The sequence below is a fragment of the Micromonospora sp. C28SCA-DRY-2 genome (assembly GCF_030519475.1).
GTDB lineage: Bacteria > Actinomycetota > Actinomycetes > Mycobacteriales > Micromonosporaceae > Micromonospora.
Genome location: NZ_JAUMKD010000003.1, coordinates 762581 through 781445 on the forward strand (window position 1 = coordinate 762581; position 18865 = coordinate 781445).

Consider the following 18865-nt stretch of genomic DNA (forward strand, 5'->3'; position numbering starts at 1 on the left):
GCGGGGACGGGCACGCCGCCCCCGCCGGCCGGATGTCACGCGGCCCGCTTGTACTTCTTGATCGAGCTGTCCTGGGCGATCGAGTCGGCGCCCTTCTGGCACTGCTCGAGGAACTCGGCCGGGCCGATCCGGCCGCTGAAGAACTCGCCGCACGCGGCGTCGACGAGCTCCCGCTCCAGCTTGCGGTAGTAGTTGTTGTAGACCCAGTTGAAGCCGTTGCTGCCGGAGGCGTCCAGCGCCTTGGTCACGGTGCTGAGGCCGAACGGCAGCTCGACGCCCTCGGTCGACCCGGCCACCACGGTGAGGCTGGAGACCTTCTTGGTGAAGTCCTGGGCGCCCTTCTTGGAGAGCATGATCCGGAAGTACTCCAGGCCGCCGGCCAGGTTCTTGGCCTTGGCCGGCACCATGAACGGCTCGCCGGCGGTGCCGCGGATCGCCTCGAACGGCAGCTTGTCGCCGGCGCCGAGGCTCGGCGTCGGCTGGATCGTCATGTTGAAGCCCTCGGGGGTGACCTTCTTCTGCTCGCTCTCCAGCCACGAGCCGCAGGAGATGAAGGCGGCCTTGCCCTGGCACCACGCGGTCTGCGACTGCACGTGGTCCAGGCCCGGCGAGCCGTCCAGGATGTACTTGTCCTTGACGATCTGGTGCCACGCGTCGGCGGCGGCCTTCATCGCGTCGGACTTCCAGGCGTTCGGCTCCAGGTTGTCGATCGCGGTGGCCACGGAGGGACCGCCGAACTTGATGGCCGTGGCGATCAGCGGCCAGCTCATGTACCGGGGGTGCTTGCCGGCGTACGTCCAGGGCGCGATGCCGGCCGCCTTGATCTGCTTGCAGAGCGCGATGTGGTCGTCCCAGGTCTTGGCGTACTCCCAGTTGCGCTCGGTGAAGAGCTTGGTGGAGTGCCAGATGCCGTACGCGGTGTAGGTGTAGTTCAGCACCAGGAACTTGCCGTCGTACGAGCCGACCTCGACCGCGCCGGGCAGCAGGGTGTCCTTGACCGTCTTGCCGGGGATGTCGAGGCTGGGCGCGGCGAGCAGCTCACCGAGGTCGGCGATGGCGTTCTGCGACACCAGGCCGTTGAAGTCGATCTGGCCGGCGCCGGAGTTGTTCACCACGTCGGGCGGGGTGCCGTCGACGAAGCGCGGCTGGAGGGTCTTGTTGATCTCCTGCGTCGCCGAGTGGTTGATCTTCGCCTTCGGGTACTTCTCGGTGTACATGGCCTCGTGGGCCTTGGCGTACTCCTCGCCGAAGCCGCCGTTGAAGATCACCACCTCGAGCGGCGCGTCCTCCTTCACCCCGAGCGGGTTCTGCTCGCTCTTGGTGCCCTTGTAGGTGCCGGAGTCGTCCTTGTCGCCGCCACCGCCGGTGGCGCAGCCGGCCAGCAGACCGGCGGCGGGGGTGGCCAGCAGGCCGGCAGCGGCGGTACGCCGCAGGATGTCACGCCTGTTCATGGTCTTCTCCTCGGATCGGGTCCTGGCGGTCGCCGGTCGTGTCTGGGGGTGGCGTCCCGCCGTTTTCGAGGCACGGGGGATTCGTTGCTTGTCTTCAATTCACAGAATGTTGCTGAAGAATTTCTACGGCAGCCGGGCCCGGACTTCAAGACCCGACGACCGAACCGTTATCAGCACCGGCCAGCACGCCGTTCGCCTAGCCTCGAACCATGCGCCGACTGCGCGAACTCGCCGCGCGGACCCCGGCTGGCCGGGAGCGCTACGTCGACCTGCTCCGGGCGCTCGCCATCATCCTGGTGGTTCTCGGCCACTGGGCGGTAGCCGCGATCACCTACGACGCGGCCGGGAACCCGACCGGGCGTTCCGCGCTGCCCGAACTGCCCTGGGCCTACCCGCTGACCTGGGTGGTCCAGGTGATGCCGGTGTTCTTCGTCGTCGGCGGCTTCGCCAACGCCGCCTCGCTGACCGCGCACCGGCAGTGGGGCGGCGACGCCACCGGCTGGCTGCTCGGCCGCAGCGCCCGGTTGCTGCGGCCCACCACCGCGCTGCTGGTGGTGCTCGCGGCCGGGGCGCTCGTCGCCCGGCTGGTCGGAGCCGAGGCGCCGCTGATCCGCACAGTCGTCTGGTTCGCCACCATCCCGCTCTGGTTCCTCGCCGCGTATCTCGTGGTGGTGCCGCTCACCCCGGTGACGTACGCGCTGCACCGACGGTTCGGGCTGGCCGTGCCGGTGGCGCTGGCCGCCCTGGTCGCCGCCGGCGACCTGGGTCGGGCCCTGGGCCCGGCGGAACTCGCCCTGCCCAACTACCTGTTCGGCTGGCTGGCCGTCCATCAGCTCGGTTTCGCCTGGCAGGAGGCCCGGTCCGGCACCCCCGCGGCCGGCGCGCCGGGCGCGAGCACCGGCGGCGGGACGGCCGGCACGGACCGGGACCGCACCGCCGGACCGGGGGGCATCCGGTCCCGCCGGCTGCCGATGTCCCGCCGGGCCGGCGCGGCGATGCTGCTCGGCGGGCTCGTCGTGGCCGCGCTGCTGACCGGACCCGGCCCGTACCCAATCAGCATGATCAACATCCCGGGGGAACCGCTGGACAACGCCGCGCCGCCGAGCGTGGCGCTGCTCGCCGTCACCACCGCCCAGCTGGGCCTGATCCTGCTGCTGCGCGACGCGGCGGAACGCTGGCTGCGCCGCTCCCGCCCCTGGCAGGCGGTGATCGCGGTGAACGGGGTGGTGCTCACCGTCTTCCTCTGGCACCTGAGTGCGGTGATCCTGCTCGTCGGCGCGCTGGACGCGGCGGGCGTGCTGCCGACGCCGCCGCCCGGCTCGGCGGCCTGGCTGGCCTGGCGGCTGCCGTGGGTGCTGATGCTGACCGTGGTGCTGGCCGTGCTGATCGCCGTCTTCGGTCCCGTCGAGGGCCGCACCCGCCGGCCCGCGGCGGCGCGGCCGCCCACCGACGCCCCGGCGGGCGGCGGGCGGCCAGCGTGGGGGGACCGCCGGCGGGCGACCGCCCGCACCGCGCTCACCGCCGCCGCCTTCGCCGCCGTGGTGTACGCGCTGGTCGCCAACAGCACCGCGCCGAAGGAGGCCGCCGAGCCGCTGGGCGTACCCGTCCCCGCCCTGGTGGCGTACCTGGGCGGGGCGGGCGTCCTGCGGGTGCTCAGGTCTGGGTGGGGAAGCCGAGGTTGACCCCGCCGTGCCGGGGGTCCAGCCAGCGGCTGGTGACCACCTTGCCCCGGGTGAAGAAGCGCACCCCGTCCTCGCCGTGCGCGTGCAGGTCGCCGAAGAGCGAGGACTTCCAGCCGCCGAAGGAGTAGTAGGCCATCGGGACCGGGATCGGCACGTTGACGCCGACCATGCCGACCTCCACCTCGTGCTGGTAGCGCCGGGCCGCGCCGCCGTCGTTGGTGAAGATCGCCGTGCCGTTGCCGTACGGGTTGGCGTTGACCAGCTCGACCGCCTCGTCGTACGAGCCGACCCGGACCACGCTCAGCACCGGGCCGAAGATCTCGTCGGTGTAGACGGACATCTCCGGGGTGACCCGGTCGAACAGCGTCGGGCCGAGCCAGAACCCGGCCGGGTCGCCGTCCGGCTCGACGTCGCGCCCGTCCACCACCGGCACCGCGCCGGCGGCCACCCCGGCCTCGACGTACGACCGGACCTTCTCGGCGTGCGCGGCGGTGACCAGCGGCCCCATGTCGCAGCCCCGCCGGCCGTCGCCGGTGCGCAGCCGGGCCATCCGCTCGGCGATCCGGGCGACCAGGTCGTCGCCGACCGGCTCCACGGCGACCAGGGCGGAGATGGCCATGCACCGCTCCCCCGCCGAGCCGAACCCGGCGTTGACCGCCGCGTCGGCGGCCAGGTCGAGGTCGGCGTCCGGGAGCACCACCATGTGGTTCTTCGCCCCGCCGAGCGCCTGCACCCGCTTGCCGGCCATCGTGCCGCGCTGGTAGACGTACCGGGCGATCGGGGTGGAGCCGACGAAGGAGACCGCCCGCACGCCGGGGTGGTCGAGCAGCGCGTCGACCGCCTCCTTGTCGCCGTTGACCACGTTGAGCACCCCGTCGGGCAGGCCCGCCTCGGCGAACCACTCGGCGAGCAGCAGCGCCGCGCTCGGGTCCTTCTCGCTGGGCTTGAGCACCACCGCGTTGCCGCAGGCCACCGCCACCGGCACGAACCACAGCGGCACCATCACCGGGAAGTTGAACGGGGAGATCACCGCCACCACGCCGAGCGGCTGGCGCAGGCTGTACGAGTCGACCTCGGTGGAGACGTTCTCGCTGAACCCGCCGCGCAGCGCCGAGGGGATGCCGCAGGCGTACTCGATCACCTCCAGGCCGCGCTGCACCTCGCCGGCGGCGTCGGCGAGCACCTTGCCGTGCTCGGCGGTGATCACCTCGGCCAGCCGGTCCCGGCGGGCGTGCACCAGCTCGCGGAAGGCGAAGAGCACCGCCGTCCGCCTGGCCAGCGAGGCGTCCCGCCAGGACCGGGCCGCCCGCTCGGCGGCCTGCACCGCCGCCGCGACGTCGGCCGCGCCGGCCAGCTCCACCTCGCCGGTACGCCGCCCGGTGGCCGGGTCGAAGACGTCGCCGCGCCGGCCGGACGTCCCGGTGAACCGCTTGCCGTCGACGAAGTGCCCGATGGTGGTGGGGGTGCTCACGCCGCCACCTCCGCCGCCGCGCTGGACCGGATGGCGTCGACCAGGATGGCCAGCCCCTCGCGCGCCTCGTCCTCGGTGAGGGTCAGCGGCGGGCCCATCCGCAGCACGTTGCCGTAGAGGCCGCCCTTGCCGACCAGCAGTCCGCCGGCCTTGCACGCCTCCAGGACGCGGACGGTCAGCGCCGGGTCCGGCTCGGTGGTGCCCGGGCGGACGAACTCGACGCCGAGCATCAGCCCCTTGCCGCGTACCTCGGCGACGCGGTCGAGACCGCCCACGGCGGCGCGCAGGCCGTCGGCGAGGATCGCGCCGGTGCGGGCCGCGTTGCCCTGCAGATCGTGGTCGAGCAGGTAGTCCAGCACCGCGTTGCCGGCGGCGGTGGAGACCGGGTTGCCGCCGAAGGTGCAGAAGCTGATCGCCGGCACCGACTCCAGCACCTCGGCCCGGCCGACCACGCCGGCCAGGGCGAAGCCGTTGCCGATGCCCTTGGCGAAGGTGAGCAGGTCCGGCGTGACGCCGTGCGCCTGGTAGCCCCAGAAGTGCTCGCCGGTGCGGCCCCACCCGGTCTGCACCTCGTCCGAGACGAACAGGATGCCGTGCTCGTCGAGCACCTTCTTCCAGGCGGCGAAGAGCCCGTCCGGCGGGTGCACGAAGCCGCCGACTCCCTGGATCGGCTCGGCGATCAGGCAGGCCACGTCGCCGGCGGTCTGGGTGGCGAGCACCTCGCGCAGGTCCTCCACCGCGGCGTCGACCCGCTCGGACTCGCTCAGCCGGGCCAGCAGGCCGCGCAGCCGCTCACCGGAGTGCAGCCAGGCCACCTGGAGCGGGTTGAGCGCGCTGGCCGACCAGCCGCGGTTGCCGGTCACGCCCATCGTGGCGTACGACCGGCCGTGGTAGCTGTTGCGCACGGCGAGGATCTGCGCCGAGCGGCGGTGGTTGGTGGCGAACAGCAGCGCCGCCTCGTTCGCCTCGGTGCCGGAGTTGGCGAAGAACACCCGGGCGTCCGGGATGCCGGAGACCCGGGCCACCTTCTCGGCCAGCTCGACCTGCTGGCGGATGAGGTAGAGCGTCGAGCTGTGCACGATGCCGGTGCGCAACTGCCGCTCGACGGCATCGCGGATCTCCGGGATGTCGTAGCCGACCATCGAGGTCAGCACGCCGCCGAAGAAGTCCAGGTAGGTGCGGCCCTGGGCGTCGGTGACCCGGCGGCCGGAACCGGAGACCAGCTCGATCGGCTCGGAGTAGTACAGCGGCATCCAGGACGGGAGCACGGCCCGGTGCCGGGCCAGCAGGTCGTCGGAGGTCATGGTCGCCTGTCACCCTTCAGCGGCGGTACGCGGATACCGCACGCTTTCACCACCGGGCCCCGCCCGACAAGTGCCAGCCTGTAGCGCGCGGACCCCGGTCGGTTGACAGACCGTCAAGCTTCGACACCACGCATTCCGTCGCGGTTGCGGCTCCGGGGCACGTTTCCGGTGGCGTCGACGCGTTCTCGCCGACGCTTTCCGTGCCACGGCGGCAGGTGCAGCGCGGCGGCGGTCAGCGCGAAGCCGGTCCAGCCGGCGGCCAGTCCCGCCGCGGCCGAGAGATCCTGGGCCAGCCAGTGGCCGGTCAGGAAGCCGACCAGCGCCAGGCTGTTGCGGGCGAAGTGCCGGCAGAAGGCGGGCAGCTCGCGCCGGACCTCGACCGCCACCAGCACCCCGGCGTACGGGAAGGTGACCACCAGCCCGCGCAGCAACTGCCCGAGCAGCCCGGTCAGCACCGTCCCGCCGAGGATCAGCGACAACTTCGCCAGCGCCGGCAGCCGCTCCCCCGGCGCCCCGTCGCTGACCCGCTCCGTGGTGGGGGGCGCCGGGTGGCGGTGCAGCAGCAGCGCGGCGAGCAGCCAGAGCAGCACCGTGCCGGCCAGCGCCGGCACGAACGGCACGGAGACGGTGAGCAGGGCGGCGCCGAGCGCCACGTAGCCGGCGACGCCGGCCAGGTCGGCGAGGAGGATCGGCCAGCGCAGCCGGTGGTGCGCCACGGTCACCAGGACGAAGAACAGGTTCAGGCCGACCACGCCGATCAGGTGCGACCCGTCCACCCGGTGCCCGGTGGTCAGCAGGGCCAGCGTCATCGGCAGCGGCAGGCTGTAGACGAACGCCCGCAGCCGGACCGAGCGGAGCAGGCTCACCGCCCAGACCACGGCGGTGACCAGCAGTACGCCGGAGACGGTCACGGCCGGTCAGTCCAGGAAGGTGGCGAGGTTGGCGCACGCCTGGAACGTCTCACCGGCCCGCGCCACGTCGGCCGGGTTCACCGAGTACCGGTTCTCGCTGATCTCGCCGTGCGCGCTCATCCCCGCCGTCCAGCAGGCCGTACCGTCCCAGCGCACCAGGTTGACGTGCAGCGCCGGGTCGACCGCGCCGGCCGGCAGCAGGCCGACCCGTACGCCGGCCTTGCGCTGCGTCTCCAGCAGTTCCTCCAGCTCGTCGGAGAGCGTCGCGTAGGCGAAGATCCGGGTGATCCGCACGCCCCGGGCCAGCGCCCGCACGTTGACCGTCCAGTGGTGCCGGCCGATGTCGCTGTGCCACCAGCTGAGTTCGCCGCTGGCCCGGGGCATCACGTTGGTCAGCGCCTGCATCTCCCGGACGCAGTCCCGGGTGGCGCCGAGCAGGTCCTGGTAGTCGTGGCCGGGCCGGACGATCCGCCCGTGACGCAACTGCTCGGTCTCCGCCCGGAACCGCTCGAACGAGCGGCGCGCCTCGTCGGCCACCCGGGTGCCCGGATGGCGTTCGACCGCCTCCCGGGTGCCGGTGACCACCTCCGGTACGGCGGTCAGCAGCCACGGCGGACCGTCCAGCAGCGTCCGCAGGTGGAACCGGCGTTCGGCCCGGGCTAGCGAGTCCACCAGCAGCGAGATGGTGATGCCCATCAGCCCGGCGAGCAGGGACTCCACTCCGGACGCCGCACCGGTCAGGTCGAGGGTGACCGAGAGCGAGATCGACAGGGCGATCCCGATCAGCGCGACCGGATCGGTGTGCGCCACCAGCCGGGCGAACCCGGCGGCGGTGCCGAGCCGGCCGGAGCGCGGTCGGCGGAGCAGATCAACCATCGACGACCTCCCGGGTGCCGGCTGCCGCCAGGGTACGACGCCGGCACCATCGCCCGGCCGCCCCGCCGGCGCGCCGATCAGGACCGGCACCCCCGGCCACCAGCGCACCGACCTGGATGCGTCCGTCCGACCCGGTCGGACCAGCCGGTCGCGGCCGGGGTACGTCCCGGGTCGGCTCCCGGTCCGGCCGGCTCGCCAGCCGGTCGCGGCCCGGGCGGGTGCCCCCCGGTCGGCTCCGGTCCGGCCCGGTCGCCGGGACGGGAGGGCCCCGGCCGGTAGCATCCGAGCGTGCCCGAGCGTTCCGTACCGCCGTCGCCGGGCGTCACCCGCGCGCCGGGGTCCACCGTGGTCGCCACCGCACCGCCCGCCGGCCCGCCGCTCCCCGGTGGCGCGGACACCGCCGCGATCACCGCGGGCATCGCCGGCTGGGTCGGTGCCGCGCCGCTGCGCGGGCTGGTCGCGCACTTCGGCGGCGACTGGCCCGGCGGCGACCTCGCGGCGGTGCTCGCCGGGCTGGACGACTTCTCCGCGCGGCACTGGGACTTCCGGGGCGGCCGGGAGCGGCCCGAGGCCCGGGAACCGGCCTTCGACCCGGCCACCGCCGCCCGGGTGCTCGCCGCGGCGGCCGCGCTCGGCCTGGTCCGGCCCCGGCCACCGGCCCGGCCCGGCTACGCCCACCTGGTCGTGCTCGGTGGGCTGGCCCACGCCTGCCTGCGCCGGGTGGCCTACGCCGCCCACCTGCTGCGCGCCGGCACCCGGGTCACCGGCGAGGTGGCGGTGCTGGGCAGCTTCCGCCCGCTCTCCCCCACCGAGCACGCCATGCTCGCCGCGGCCGGGGTGGCCGGCTGCGACACCGAGGTGGCCGCGCTGGACGCGGCGGTGCGGCTGGCGTTCGGCGTGACCGGCCTGGCCGAGCAGGACGGCGTGGACGCCGGGCATCCGCACCACTCGTGGTCGTCGCGGACGTACCGGCCGGTCGGGACGCCGCCGGTGCGGGTGCTGGCCGCCCCGTCCAGCGAGCCGGACCGGCGCCGTGCGCACACCGCCGACACCCAGCGCTTCTGGGCCGAGCACGTCCGGCTCGCCCCCGGCGATCCGGTGCTGCTGGTGACCGCGCCGATCTACGTTCCGTTCCAGCACTGCGACGCGCTGCGCACGCTGGCCGTGCCGTACGGCTGCCGGATCGAGACGGTCGGCGTGGACCCGGCCCTGCCCGACCTGGCCACCCTGCCCGAGCCGACGCTCAGCCCGGGCCGCTACCTCCAGGAGATCCGCTCCGCCATCCGCTCGATGCGTGCCCTGCACGCCACCCTGCGGCCCGCCTGAGCGCCGCGCCACGGCGGTGCGCCGGGCGGCGTCGGTGACCGCCGGGCTCCGCGCGCCCGTGGTGTCAGCCGGCGGTGTCGCGTACCGCCTGGGCGAAGACCTCGGAGCGGTGCTCGAAGTTGCGGAACCGGCCGTAGCTGGGCGCGGCCGGCGAGAGCAGCACCACCCCGCCGGCCGGGGTCAGCTCGCGGGCCAGCCGGACCGCGTCCACCAGCTCGTCGACCACCTCGGTACGCACCTTGGGCAGCCCGGCGAGCGCGTCGACGATCCGGGAGCCGCTGTCCGGGATGCCGATCACCGTCAGCTCGCGCTCGGCGAGGTGCTCGCGCAGCGGGCTGTAGTCCAGCCCCCGGTCGGTACCGCCGACGATCACCGTCAACGGCCGTCCCTCGTACGCGTCGATCGCGTGCATTGCCGCGTACGGGCTGGTGGCGAGGGTGTCGTCGACGAAGGTCAGCCCGGACGGGTCGACGATCTCGGTGAGCCGGTGGGCCAGCCCCTGGAAGCCGGCGACGGCCACCGCGAGGGTGTCCTTGCGGGCGACCACGTCGACGCCGAGCGCGTCCAGCACGGCCAGCGCCACGCAGAGGTTGCTCTCGTTGTGCCGGCCGACCAGCGGCAGCACCGCACGCGGGAAGAGCGGCTGGTCGGCCAGGTGGAACCAGGGGGCGCCGTCCGGGCCGGCGGCCACGTGGGCGGTGTCCGGCCGGCCGGCGCGCACGGCCGCCCGGTCGCCCAGTTCGAGGGCGAGCCGCGGGTCGGTGCCGTTGACCACCACGGTGCGCGGCCCGTAGGCGATCAGGTTGAGCTTGTCCCGGTAGTACTCGGCCTCGCCGCCGTGCGCGTCCAGGTGCTCCGGGAAGAGCGCGGTGACCACCGCCACCCGGGGCGAGTCGGTCAGGTCGCTGCACTGGTAGCTGGAGAGCTCCAGCACGTACAGCTCGGCCTCGGGCAGGTCGAGGGTGGGCACCCCGATGTTGCCGCCGAAGACGTTCGGCCGGTCCACCGCCGCGAGCAGGTGGCTGATCAGGCTGGACGTGGTGCTCTTGCCCTTGCTGCCGGTGACCCCGATGGTGCGATCGGCGTGGTCGGCCATCCAGAGCGCGGTGCCCTGGGTGACGGTGACCCCGCGCCGGCGCAGCTCGACCAGCCACGGGTGGGTCTGCGGCACGCCGGGCGAGCGGACCACCACGTCGGCGGCGGCCAGCCGGTCGAAGCCCTCCTCGCCGACGACCAGCGGCGCCGCCTCGGCCAGCGGGCCGTCCCAGGGCAGCGAGAGGAAGTTGGCGCTGTCGTCGACGGCGACCAGCCCGGCCGGGCCGTGCGCGGCGATCGCGGTGACCGAGGCCCGGCCCTCCCGGCCGGCGCCCCAGACGGCCACGGTACGTCCGCGCAGGTCAGACAAGCGCACAGGTGATCTCCTCCGGGCGGGCGGCGGGTCGGCGGCCGAGTCTGGCGCAGCCGGACGCGGACGGGTGAACCACGGCCTAGTATGGCGTGTGCTCAACGGACAGCTCCGGCGGATGGACGCCTTCACCTTCCCGTCCTACTCGATCGACCTCTCCACCGGCGAGGCCCTGTTCGACTACCGGCTGAGCGGCCCCGACGCGGAGCTGACCTTCACCGAGGTGGTCACCCTCCCGCTGCCGGCCGAGCCGCCGTCGGACGCCACGGTCGCCGCGCTCGGCCGGGTGCTGGAGCTGCTGCACGTGGTGGCCGGGGTCAGCTACTACAAGGCCGCCGCGCCCGGCCGGCTGGTGCTGCCCGCCCCGCTCGGGCCGGCCGCCGCCGCGCTGGTCACCGGCATCTACACCCACGGCCTCGCCGAGTACGCGTACCGCAACAAGCTGCCGCACGTGCTGGAGCTGGCCCCGGAGATCCCGCCGGGGTCGGTGAAGCCGGCGGCGCCGCTGGGCAACTCCGAGCGGCGGCCGCTCTCGGCGGTCGGCGGCGGCAAGGACTCGATCGTCAGCCTGGAGGCGCTGCGCCGGGCCGGCCTGGACCCGGTGCCGTTCTCGGTCAACCCGAACCACGTGATCGTCTCGGTCAACGAGGCGTCCGGGCTCACCCCGCTCGCCGCCCGCCGGCGGATCGACCCGCGGCTGTTCGAGCTGAACGCCGCCGGCGCGCTGAACGGGCACATCCCGGTCACCGCGATCAACTCGCTGATCGCGGTGGCGACCGCCGTGCTGCACGGGCTGGGCCCGGTGGTGATGTCCAACGAGCGCTCCGCGTCGGATCCGAACCTGGTCTGGAACGGTCACGAGATCAACCACCAGTGGTCCAAGGGGGTCGAGGCGGAGGGGCTGATGCGGGCGGCGCTGACCGAGCACGCGGGGCTGGCCGAGCCGTACTTCTCGCTGCTGCGCTCACTGTCGGAGCTGCACATCGCCCGGCTCTTCGCCGAGATCGACCGCTACGACGACGTGGTGACCAGCTGCAACGCCGCGTTCAAGCTGCACGACCCGAGCGAGCGCTGGTGCCGCGACTGCCCGAAGTGCCGGTTCGTCTTCCTGGCCATGGCGCCGTTCATGTCCCGCGAGCGGATCACCCACATCTTCGGCGGCGACCTGCTGGCCGACTCCGCCCAGATCCCCGGCTACCGGGAACTGCTCGGCGTGGACGGGCACAAGCCGTTCGAGTGCGTCGGCGAGGTGGAGGAGTCGGTGGTGGCGTTGAGCCTGCTCGCCGAGCAGGAGCAGTGGCGCGACGCCCCGGTGGTCCGCGCCCTGGTCGACGCCGTGCCGGACACCGCCTGGTCCGCCGCCGCCACCTCCGACGTCTTCACCCCCGGCGGCCCCCACCACATCCCTCCCGCCTACGCCAAAACCCTCACCCCCCTCCCCTGACCCCGGCCCGGTCGGGGCCGACCGGAGCCCCGTTGATCATGAAGTTGGTACCGCGACGCGCCGGGGCGGCCCGCAACAACTTCGTGATCACCGGCGCCGGCCACGGCGGGTGGGGGGTTAGGGGGTGCGGATGGCGTCCAGGGCCAGCAGGGCGACGTGGAGGGAGAGGCAGGCGTCGACCGAGTCGAGGTCGACGTCGAGGATCCGGCCGATCCGGGCCAGCCGCTCGTAGAACGCGGGCCGGGACAGGTGCGCCGCGGCGGCCGCCGCCGACTTGTTCCGGCCCTGCTCCAGGTACGCGCGCAGGGTGCCGAGCAGCTGCTCCCGGGGGTGCCGCGCGTCGTACGCCAGCAGGGCGCCCAGCTCGCGCTCGACGAAGGTCTGCAACCGCGGCTCGTCGCGCAACAGGTGCAGCAGGCCGGCGAGACCGACGTGCGGCAGCCGGAAGATCGGCAGGTCCCGCCGGTCGCGCCGGGCGGCCTCGGCGATCTGGCGCGCCTCGGTGAGCGACCGGCGCGCCTCGCGCAGGCTGCCCACCCCGGAACCGGCGGCGACGATCAGCCCGGCGGACCCGGCCGGGGCGCCCCGGCCACCGGACCGGGACGAGCCGCCGTCCGGCTGCCGGGGCACCACGGCGTCGAGCTGCCGGGACGCCGGGTCCGGGTGCCGGCCGTCCGGACGCACCCGGCGCAGCGCGGCGGCGAACGCGGTCAGCGCCCGCTCCTCGGCGGCGGCGTCCGGCAGGGCGAGCAGCGCGCCGACCGCGTGGTCGTCGACCGCGCTGGTCAGCGCGGTCAGCTTCGCCTCGCGCAGGGCCTGGCCGACCGCCTCGGCGAGGTCCCGTAGCCGGGCCGGGCCGGCGTCCGGGGCGGGCTCGCCGAAGGCCGTCGGCTCGCCCGCGTCGCCGGCGTGCTCGCCGGCCGGGTCGTCGGTGCGGTACCGGACCACCACGCCCACCAGGTGCCGGCGCTCCAGCACCACGCCGAGCGCCCGGGCGCGCAGCGCCACCTCGTCCACCGGCCGGGAGTGGTCGAGCAGGGCGGTGAGCAGGGTGCGGTGGATCTGCCGTTCCAGCCCCTCGGCGTCGCGGCGGATCAACCGGACCAGCGCCAGGGTGGACGCGGCCCGCTCGACCAGGATGGTCAGCCGGGTGGGTGGGTCGCCGGCCGGCGCTGACCCGCCGTCGACGCCGGCCGGGCCCGGCTCGGCGTCCGCCCCGGCGCGGCCGGGCCGGGCCAGCTCGCCGGTGGCCGGCCAGCGCAGCAGCAGCCGGCCCCAGTCCTGCCCGCGGGCGCCGACAGTGGTGACCAGCCAGCCGCTGTCCGGGTCGTACGCGGTCCGCCCGGCCGGCCGGATCCGGCGGGAGTGCTGCTCCCAGCCGTCCAGCAGCAGCTCGGCGCTCTCCCCGGCCGGGTCGTAGGCGAGCACCTGCCGGGAGAGGTTCTCCAGCACCACCGGGCAGCCGGACAGCTCCGCCGCCTGCCGGATCACCTCGGCCGGGCCGGCGCCCTCGACCGAGAGGTCGGTGAACCGCTGGTGGATCTCCTCGGTGGCGCGCAGCTCGGTGAGCTGGGCGTCGACGATCAGCGCGTGCACCGCCTCGGTGATCCGCACGAACGGGGTGTCCCGGCGCAGCTCGACCAGGGGCAGGCCGCGGCGCTCGGCGGCGGCGGCCATCACCCGGGGCACCTCGCTGGCGTACCGGCGGCCCAGCTCGACCAGCAGGCCGGAGACGCCGACGTCGGCCAGGTCGCCGATGAAGGCGCGCAGTCCGGCGTCGTCGGCCGGCAGCCCGATGCCGGTGGTCAGCACCAGCTCGCCGCCGCCGAGCAGGGTGGCGATGTCCGGCACCTCGGCCACGTGCACCCAGCGCACCGGCCGGTCCAGCCCGGCGTCCCCGGCGACCAGGCGCGGGGCGCCGCGGCGGACCGGGTCCAGGGCCAGAACCTCACGCACGGTAGGGAACACGGCCGACACGCTACCGTCCGTGACCCTGATTCTCGACACCCCGCCGCCGGCGTCGCGCCCGCCGGCACCGGGCGGCCCACCAACCATGATCGATTGCGCTACCGTGCGGGGGGCCCTGGGCGCGGGAGCGCTCGCCGGGGCGCCGGCTGCGGCGATGCCGCAGACCTGGTCCGTGAGCGGCACCGCGGTCGCCGCGCTGAGCGGCTTCGACGACACGATGAAGAGCTACCTGCTGGCCCGGGGGATCTCCGCCGGGCAGCTCGCCGTGACCTACCGGGGGCGGCTCGTGCTGGCCCGCGGCTACGGCAACAACTCGCCACAGCTGATCCAGCCCACCTCGCTGTTCCGGGTGGCCAGACTGTCCAAGTCGCTGACCGCGGCAGCGATCGTCCGGCTCGGTTACAGCGAGATCGACCCGCCGCTGTGGCGGGCCGCCCGCGCCGTGACCAGCTGGCCGACGCACAACTTCTGGTCCAAGTACTACGCCTGACGGCGGTGGTGGCTGCCCTCACCACGGGTCGTCGCGGCCCAGCTCCCAGCAGGCCACCGCGGTGGCGGCGGCGACGTTGAGCGAGTCGACGCCGCGGCGCATCGGGATCACCACCCGCACGTCGCTGGCGTCCATCGCGGCCCGGGTCAGCCCGGCGCCCTCCGCGCCGAGCAGCAGCGCGGCGCGGGCCCGCTGCGCGGCGTCCAGCCGCTGGATCGGCACCGCATCCGGGGCGGGGGTCATCGCCAGCACCGTGAAGCCGGCCGCCCGGACCTGGCCGAGCGCGTCCGGCCAGGGCTCCAGCCTGGCGTACGGCACCGCGAACACCTCGCCCATGCTGACCCGGACGCTGCGCCGGTAGAGCGGGTCGGCGCAGGACGGTGAGAGCAGCACGGCGTCCACCCCGAGCGCGGCCACCGCCCGGAAGATGGCGCCCAGGTTGGTGTGGTTGTTCACGTCCTCGAGGATCACCGCCCGGCGCGCGTTCGCCAGCACCTCGGCGGCCGACGGCAGCGGCTTGCGCCGGAACGACGCCAGCACCCCGCGGTGCACGTGGAAGCCGGTGGCCCGCTGGAGCACGTCCGGGGTGGCGGCGTAGACCGGGGCATCCTCGGTGTCCAGGTCGGCGAGCTGGTCCACCCGCTTCGCGTCCACCAGGTACGACCGGGCCGGGTAGCCGGCCCGCAGCGCCCGGCGCAGCACCAGCTCGCCCTCGGCGATGAACAGCCCGTGCGGCGGCTCCCAGCGGGTGCGCAGCTCGACGTCGGTCAGGGCGCGGTAGTCGGCGATCCGGTCGTCGTCGGGGTCGGTGATCTGGTGGACGGGCACCCGCCGATTCTGCCGGACCGGTCCGGCGGGGCCGCCGACGCGTCCGGCGAATGCCGAGCGCTGGTCGTTCTGTCCGGCAAAGATGGGAAATGCCGGGGTAGCGAGGGAACCGAGCGGAGGGACCGGGCAGGTGAGCGCAGAGCACAGCGACGGGTGGCGGGGCGACGGACGGGTGCCGGCCGAGCCGTGGCCGCTGCCCCGGGACGCCACCGTCGCCGACCACCTCGTGCAACGCCTGGCCTGCTGGGGCGTACGCCGTTACTTCGGCTACCCGGGCGACGGCATCAACGGGATGACCTCGGCGCTGCAACGCACCGCCGAGCGGGCGCAGTTCATCCAGGTCCGGCACGAGGAGACCGCCGGCTTCGCCGCGTCGGCGCACGTCAAGTACGGCGGCGGACCGCTGGGCTGCGTCCTGGTGACCAGCGGGCCCGGGGCGATCCACGCGCTCAACGGCCTGTACGACGCCAAGCTGGACCACCAGCCGGTGGTCGCCCTGGTCGGCCACACCGCCCTCACCGCCGAGGGCGGCGGCTACTACCAGGAGGTCGACCTGCTAGCCCTCTACAAGGACGTCGCGGCGGCGTTCCTGGCCCAGCTCGACCACCCCGCGCAGGTCCGTCACCTGGTCGACCGGGCCTGCCGGACGGCCCTGGCCCGCCGCACCGTGACCGCCCTGGTCCTCCCCCTCGACGTGCAGGACAAGCCGGCCGTTCCGGAACCGCCGTACGCGCACGGCTACTACCACACCAGCAGCGTGCCGAGCAGCGGGCCGACCGTGCCGCCGGAGGCCGAGGTACGCCGCGCCGCCGAGGTGCTCGGCGGCGGCGAGCGGGTGGCCATGCTGGTCGGGCAGGGCGCGCTCGGCGCCGAGAACGAGGTACGCGAGGTGGCCCACCGGCTGGGCGCGGGGGTGGCCACCGCGCTGCTGGGGTTCACCGCTGTCGACCACCGGGAGCCCTGGGTCACCGGCGCCATCGGCCTGCTCGGCACCCGGCCGAGCTGGGACATGATGCGCGACTGCGACCGGCTGCTGATCGTCGGCAGCAACATGCCGTACTCGGAGTTCTATCCGCCGCCGGGCAAGGCCCGGGCGGTGCAGATCGACCGGGACGGCACCCAACTGGGGTTGCGCTACCCGACCGAGGTGAACCTGACCGGCGACGCCGCCCCCACCCTGCGGGCGCTGCTGCGCGAACTCGGCCCCGGGCCGGCCCCGACCCGCTGGCGGGAGACGATCGCCGCGTCGACCTCGTCGTGGCGGCAGGCGCAGCGGGACCTGGCCGGGCAGTCCGCCGACCCGGTCAATCCGCAACTGCTGTTCAGCACCCTCAGCGACCGGCTGCCCGACGACGTGCTGCTCGCGGTCGACTGCGGCACCACCACCGCCTGGTACGCCCGGCACGTCCAGGTCCGCCCCGGCATGCTGGCCAGCCTCTCCGGCACGCTGCTCTCCATGGGCGGCGCCATGCCGTACGCGCTGGCGGCCAAGTTCGCCCACCCGGACCGCCCGCTGGTGGCCCTGATCGGCGACGGCGCGATGCAGATGAACGGGGTCAACGAGCTGATCACCGTGGCGAAGTACTGGCGCGGTTGGGCCGACCCGCGGTTCGTGGTGCTGGTGCTGAACAACCGGGACCTCGCCTTCGTCAGCTGGGAGCAGCGCTCCAGCGAGGGAACGCCGATGTTCCCGGACAGCCAGCAGTTGCCCGACATCGGCTACCACCGCTGGGCCGAGGTGCTGGGGCTCGGCGGCGAGCTGGTCGACTCCCCCGACCAGGTGCCGGCCGTCTGGGATCGGGTCCTCTCCGCCGACCGGCCCGTGGTGATCAACGCGCTGGTGGACCCGGCCGAGCTGATGCTCCCACCGCACTTCACCGCCGACCAGGCGCGCAAGACGGCGGCGGCGATGCTGCGCGGCGACACCGACTGGGCCGGGATCGTCCGGCGCGGGCTGCCCGCCACGGTCGCCGCCTTCCGCCCGCGCCGCGGCTGACCGCCGGGCAGGTCCCGTCCCGGCCGAGGACGTCGGCCCGGACGGGGCCTGCCCGCCGGCTTGAGCCAGCCCGCGTCCGGAGAGGTGTCAGAGACCCGCCGCGGTCTTCTTCACTTCGAACCTGGGGCTGTCAGCGAGCTTGAGCCAGACGACTCCTGCGATGATCACAGCCAGCCAGAACGCCCGGGGCAGCGTGAGTGACTCGTCGAAGAACACCGGGCCGAGGACGGCGGCGCCGACGGCGCCGATGCCCGCCCAGACGGCGTAGCCGATCCCGACGTCGATGTTTCGCAGGGCGACGCTGAGGCAGAAGAGCGTCAGGAGGAAGAACACGGCGGCGGAGATGGACCAGCTCAGGACGGTGAATCCCGCACTGCCTCCGACGCTGAGCGCATAGCCGACCTCGAAGGCCCCGGCCAGGAGAAGCACCAGCCAGGCACCGGCCCTGGTGTTGTGCTTCGCAACCGTCGCAGTCATGGGGTTGGTCCTTTCGTCATGGCGGGAGTGAGGGGAGATCAGGTTGGGTGTGGTCCGATGGTCGGTCACGCTGCCCCAGTCAGCTGCAGCCCGACGACGCCGGCGATGACGACGAGGATGCCGAGGAGCTTCTTCCCGTTCAGGCGCTGCCCGAGGAACAGCGCGCCGACGACGACGATCCCGACGCCGGCGACCGAGGTCCAGAGCGCATAACCGACGCCGACATCGAACGTCAGGAGCGCCAGACTGAGGAAGAAGGTCGCGATCCCGCCACTGACCAGGGTCGCGACCGTCCACCGCGGGTGGGTGAACCCCTTCGCCTTGCTTGCCGCGAAGGCCACCGCGATCTCGAAGATCACGGCGAAACCCAGGTAGAGCCAGTTCATGGTGTTCCTTTCAGGTCCGTTGACGAGGTAGATGGCTGTGCGTGCGGTCGCGCCCGGGCGAGCGGACGCACATGGAACGGTTCCAACATCCCGGCGAGCGGCTCGGATGAAAGCTGCATGTACATGCATATAAACGAGCCCAGCTTGGGCCTGAGTCGCGCCTCCGGGGCGTTCGCTAGGGGGAGACCAGGTTGCCGATGCCGGCCAGGGCTCGGCCGACCTGGCTCGCGTCGAGCTGCGGATAGTGGGCCGCCACGGCGCCGAGGAGCTCGTGAACCCGCTCCTCGTACGAGTCGCGGACCTGCCGGACCAGGGTCTCCCCCTGCTCGGTGATGACCGCGTAGACGCCACGCCGATCGTCCGGGCAGAGGTCGCGGCGAGCCAGGTCCTTCGCTTCCAAGCGACTCACCAGTCGGGTCACGGAGCTTTGGTTCAGGCCGACCCGCTGGGCAAGGTCGTTGACGCGCAACTCCTTGTCGGCAGCCTGGGCGAGGTGCTCCAGTGCCCGATACTCCGTCAACCCGATGCTGTAGGCATCCATGAGCCACTTGCCCAGGCTCGCGTCCACTGCCGACACGAACATGGCGACCTGGGACCACGCCGAACCGAGGTGGCCCCCAGGTCCAGAACCCGAGCTAAATGAATGCCTGTGCATGCATGTAAATTACCATGATCCTCCGCAGCGTCAAGATTGCCGCCGTCACCCGCCGCGTGACGACCATCGCTCTGACGGACGGCGCGGCGACCGGGCCGGCCGGCGGGCCCGCGCGAGGTGCGCGAGCTTTCCCCGGCCGGACCCGGTGTGCTTCCTAGCGGTTTCACCCGGCAGCGCCTGTTCGCCGGCGGGATC

At 73.8% G+C, this 18865-nt stretch carries 16 protein-coding genes; 5 read left to right on the forward strand and 11 right to left on the reverse strand.

Annotated features, from left to right (window positions below; translation table 11 throughout):
• Nucleotides 1-35 precede the first annotated feature (35 nt).
• Nucleotides 36-1451, reverse strand: a complete 1416-nt coding sequence (ngcE, locus tag Q3W71_RS17070; RefSeq protein ID WP_302920320.1) for an N-acetylglucosamine/diacetylchitobiose ABC transporter substrate-binding protein — start codon at nt 1449-1451, stop codon at nt 36-38.
• A 209-nt stretch (nt 1452-1660) separates the two neighbouring features.
• Between ngcE and Q3W71_RS17075 the strand changes: the two genes are divergently transcribed.
• Nucleotides 1661-3133, forward strand: coding sequence for an acyltransferase (locus tag Q3W71_RS17075; RefSeq protein ID WP_302920321.1), 1473 nt, complete (start codon nt 1661-1663; stop codon nt 3131-3133).
• Here the strand turns inward: Q3W71_RS17075 and Q3W71_RS17080 are convergent.
• From Q3W71_RS17080 to Q3W71_RS17095, 4 genes are all read right to left on the reverse strand, one after another.
• A complete protein-coding gene (locus tag Q3W71_RS17080) occupies nt 3105-4604 on the reverse strand; it encodes a CoA-acylating methylmalonate-semialdehyde dehydrogenase (protein WP_302920322.1) in 1500 nt (499 codons plus the stop codon). The genes Q3W71_RS17075 and Q3W71_RS17080 overlap by 29 nt on opposite strands.
• Entirely contained in the window at nt 4601-5908 is a 1308-nt protein-coding gene (locus Q3W71_RS17085) for an aspartate aminotransferase family protein (RefSeq protein ID WP_302920324.1), read from the reverse strand. Before Q3W71_RS17085 ends, Q3W71_RS17080 begins: the two co-directional genes overlap by 4 nt.
• 113 nt (nt 5909-6021) lie before the next feature.
• Nucleotides 6022-6819, reverse strand: coding sequence for a hypothetical protein (locus Q3W71_RS17090; RefSeq protein WP_302920325.1), 798 nt, complete (start codon nt 6817-6819; stop codon nt 6022-6024).
• Between the two features lie 6 nt (nt 6820-6825).
• Entirely contained in the window at nt 6826-7695 is an 870-nt protein-coding gene (locus tag Q3W71_RS17095) for a hypothetical protein (RefSeq protein WP_302920326.1), read from the reverse strand.
• 288 nt (nt 7696-7983) lie between these two features.
• On the opposite strand from Q3W71_RS17095, the gene Q3W71_RS17100 reads away from it, so the two are divergent.
• Nucleotides 7984-9021 (forward strand): hypothetical protein, encoded by a 1038-nt coding sequence (locus tag Q3W71_RS17100; protein ID WP_302920328.1) that lies wholly within the window; start codon nt 7984-7986, stop codon nt 9019-9021.
• A 64-nt stretch (nt 9022-9085) separates the two neighbouring features.
• Here the strand turns inward: Q3W71_RS17100 and murD are convergent, their stop codons facing one another.
• Entirely contained in the window at nt 9086-10432 is a 1347-nt protein-coding gene (gene murD / locus Q3W71_RS17105; RefSeq protein WP_302920329.1) for a UDP-N-acetylmuramoyl-L-alanine--D-glutamate ligase, read from the reverse strand.
• 88 nt (nt 10433-10520) lie between these two features.
• On the opposite strand from murD, the gene Q3W71_RS17110 reads away from it, so the two are divergent.
• Nucleotides 10521-11870: a hypothetical protein gene (locus Q3W71_RS17110; RefSeq protein ID WP_302920330.1), complete on the forward strand. Its 1350-nt coding sequence runs from the start codon at nt 10521-10523 to the stop codon at nt 11868-11870.
• Between the two features lie 117 nt (nt 11871-11987).
• Here the strand turns inward: Q3W71_RS17110 and Q3W71_RS17115 are convergent, their stop codons facing one another.
• On the reverse strand, nt 11988-13847 hold the full coding sequence (locus tag Q3W71_RS17115; protein ID WP_302920331.1) for a PucR family transcriptional regulator: 1860 nt from the start codon (nt 13845-13847) through the stop codon (nt 11988-11990).
• 163 nt (nt 13848-14010) lie between these two features.
• Between Q3W71_RS17115 and Q3W71_RS17120 the strand changes: the two genes are divergently transcribed.
• Complete coding sequence (locus tag Q3W71_RS17120; RefSeq protein WP_302920332.1) at nt 14011-14328, forward strand: serine hydrolase; 318 nt, start codon at nt 14011-14013, stop codon at nt 14326-14328.
• Between the two features lie 18 nt (nt 14329-14346).
• Here Q3W71_RS17120 and Q3W71_RS17125 read toward each other — a convergent pair whose 3' ends face one another.
• Nucleotides 14347-15156, reverse strand: coding sequence for an RNA methyltransferase (locus tag Q3W71_RS17125; protein WP_302920333.1), 810 nt, complete (start codon nt 15154-15156; stop codon nt 14347-14349).
• Nucleotides 15157-15328: 172 nt separating this feature from the next.
• On the opposite strand from Q3W71_RS17125, the gene Q3W71_RS17130 reads away from it, so the two are divergent.
• Nucleotides 15329-17152 (forward strand): thiamine pyrophosphate-requiring protein, encoded by a 1824-nt coding sequence (locus Q3W71_RS17130; protein ID WP_302920436.1) that lies wholly within the window; start codon nt 15329-15331, stop codon nt 17150-17152.
• 87 nt (nt 17153-17239) lie between these two features.
• Here Q3W71_RS17130 and Q3W71_RS17135 read toward each other — a convergent pair whose 3' ends face one another.
• From Q3W71_RS17135 to Q3W71_RS17145, 3 genes are all read right to left on the reverse strand, one after another.
• Nucleotides 17240-17629, reverse strand: coding sequence for a multidrug efflux SMR transporter (locus Q3W71_RS17135; protein WP_302920334.1), 390 nt, complete (start codon nt 17627-17629; stop codon nt 17240-17242).
• 65 nt (nt 17630-17694) lie between these two features.
• Nucleotides 17695-18015, reverse strand: coding sequence for a multidrug efflux SMR transporter (locus Q3W71_RS17140; RefSeq protein WP_302920335.1), 321 nt, complete (start codon nt 18013-18015; stop codon nt 17695-17697).
• A gap of 175 nt (nt 18016-18190) precedes the next feature.
• The gene (locus tag Q3W71_RS17145) at nt 18191-18583 is read right to left on the reverse strand and encodes a MarR family winged helix-turn-helix transcriptional regulator (RefSeq protein WP_302920336.1); all 393 of its coding nucleotides are present in this window, start codon (nt 18581-18583) and stop codon (nt 18191-18193) included.
• Between the last annotated feature and the right edge of the window lie 282 nt (nt 18584-18865).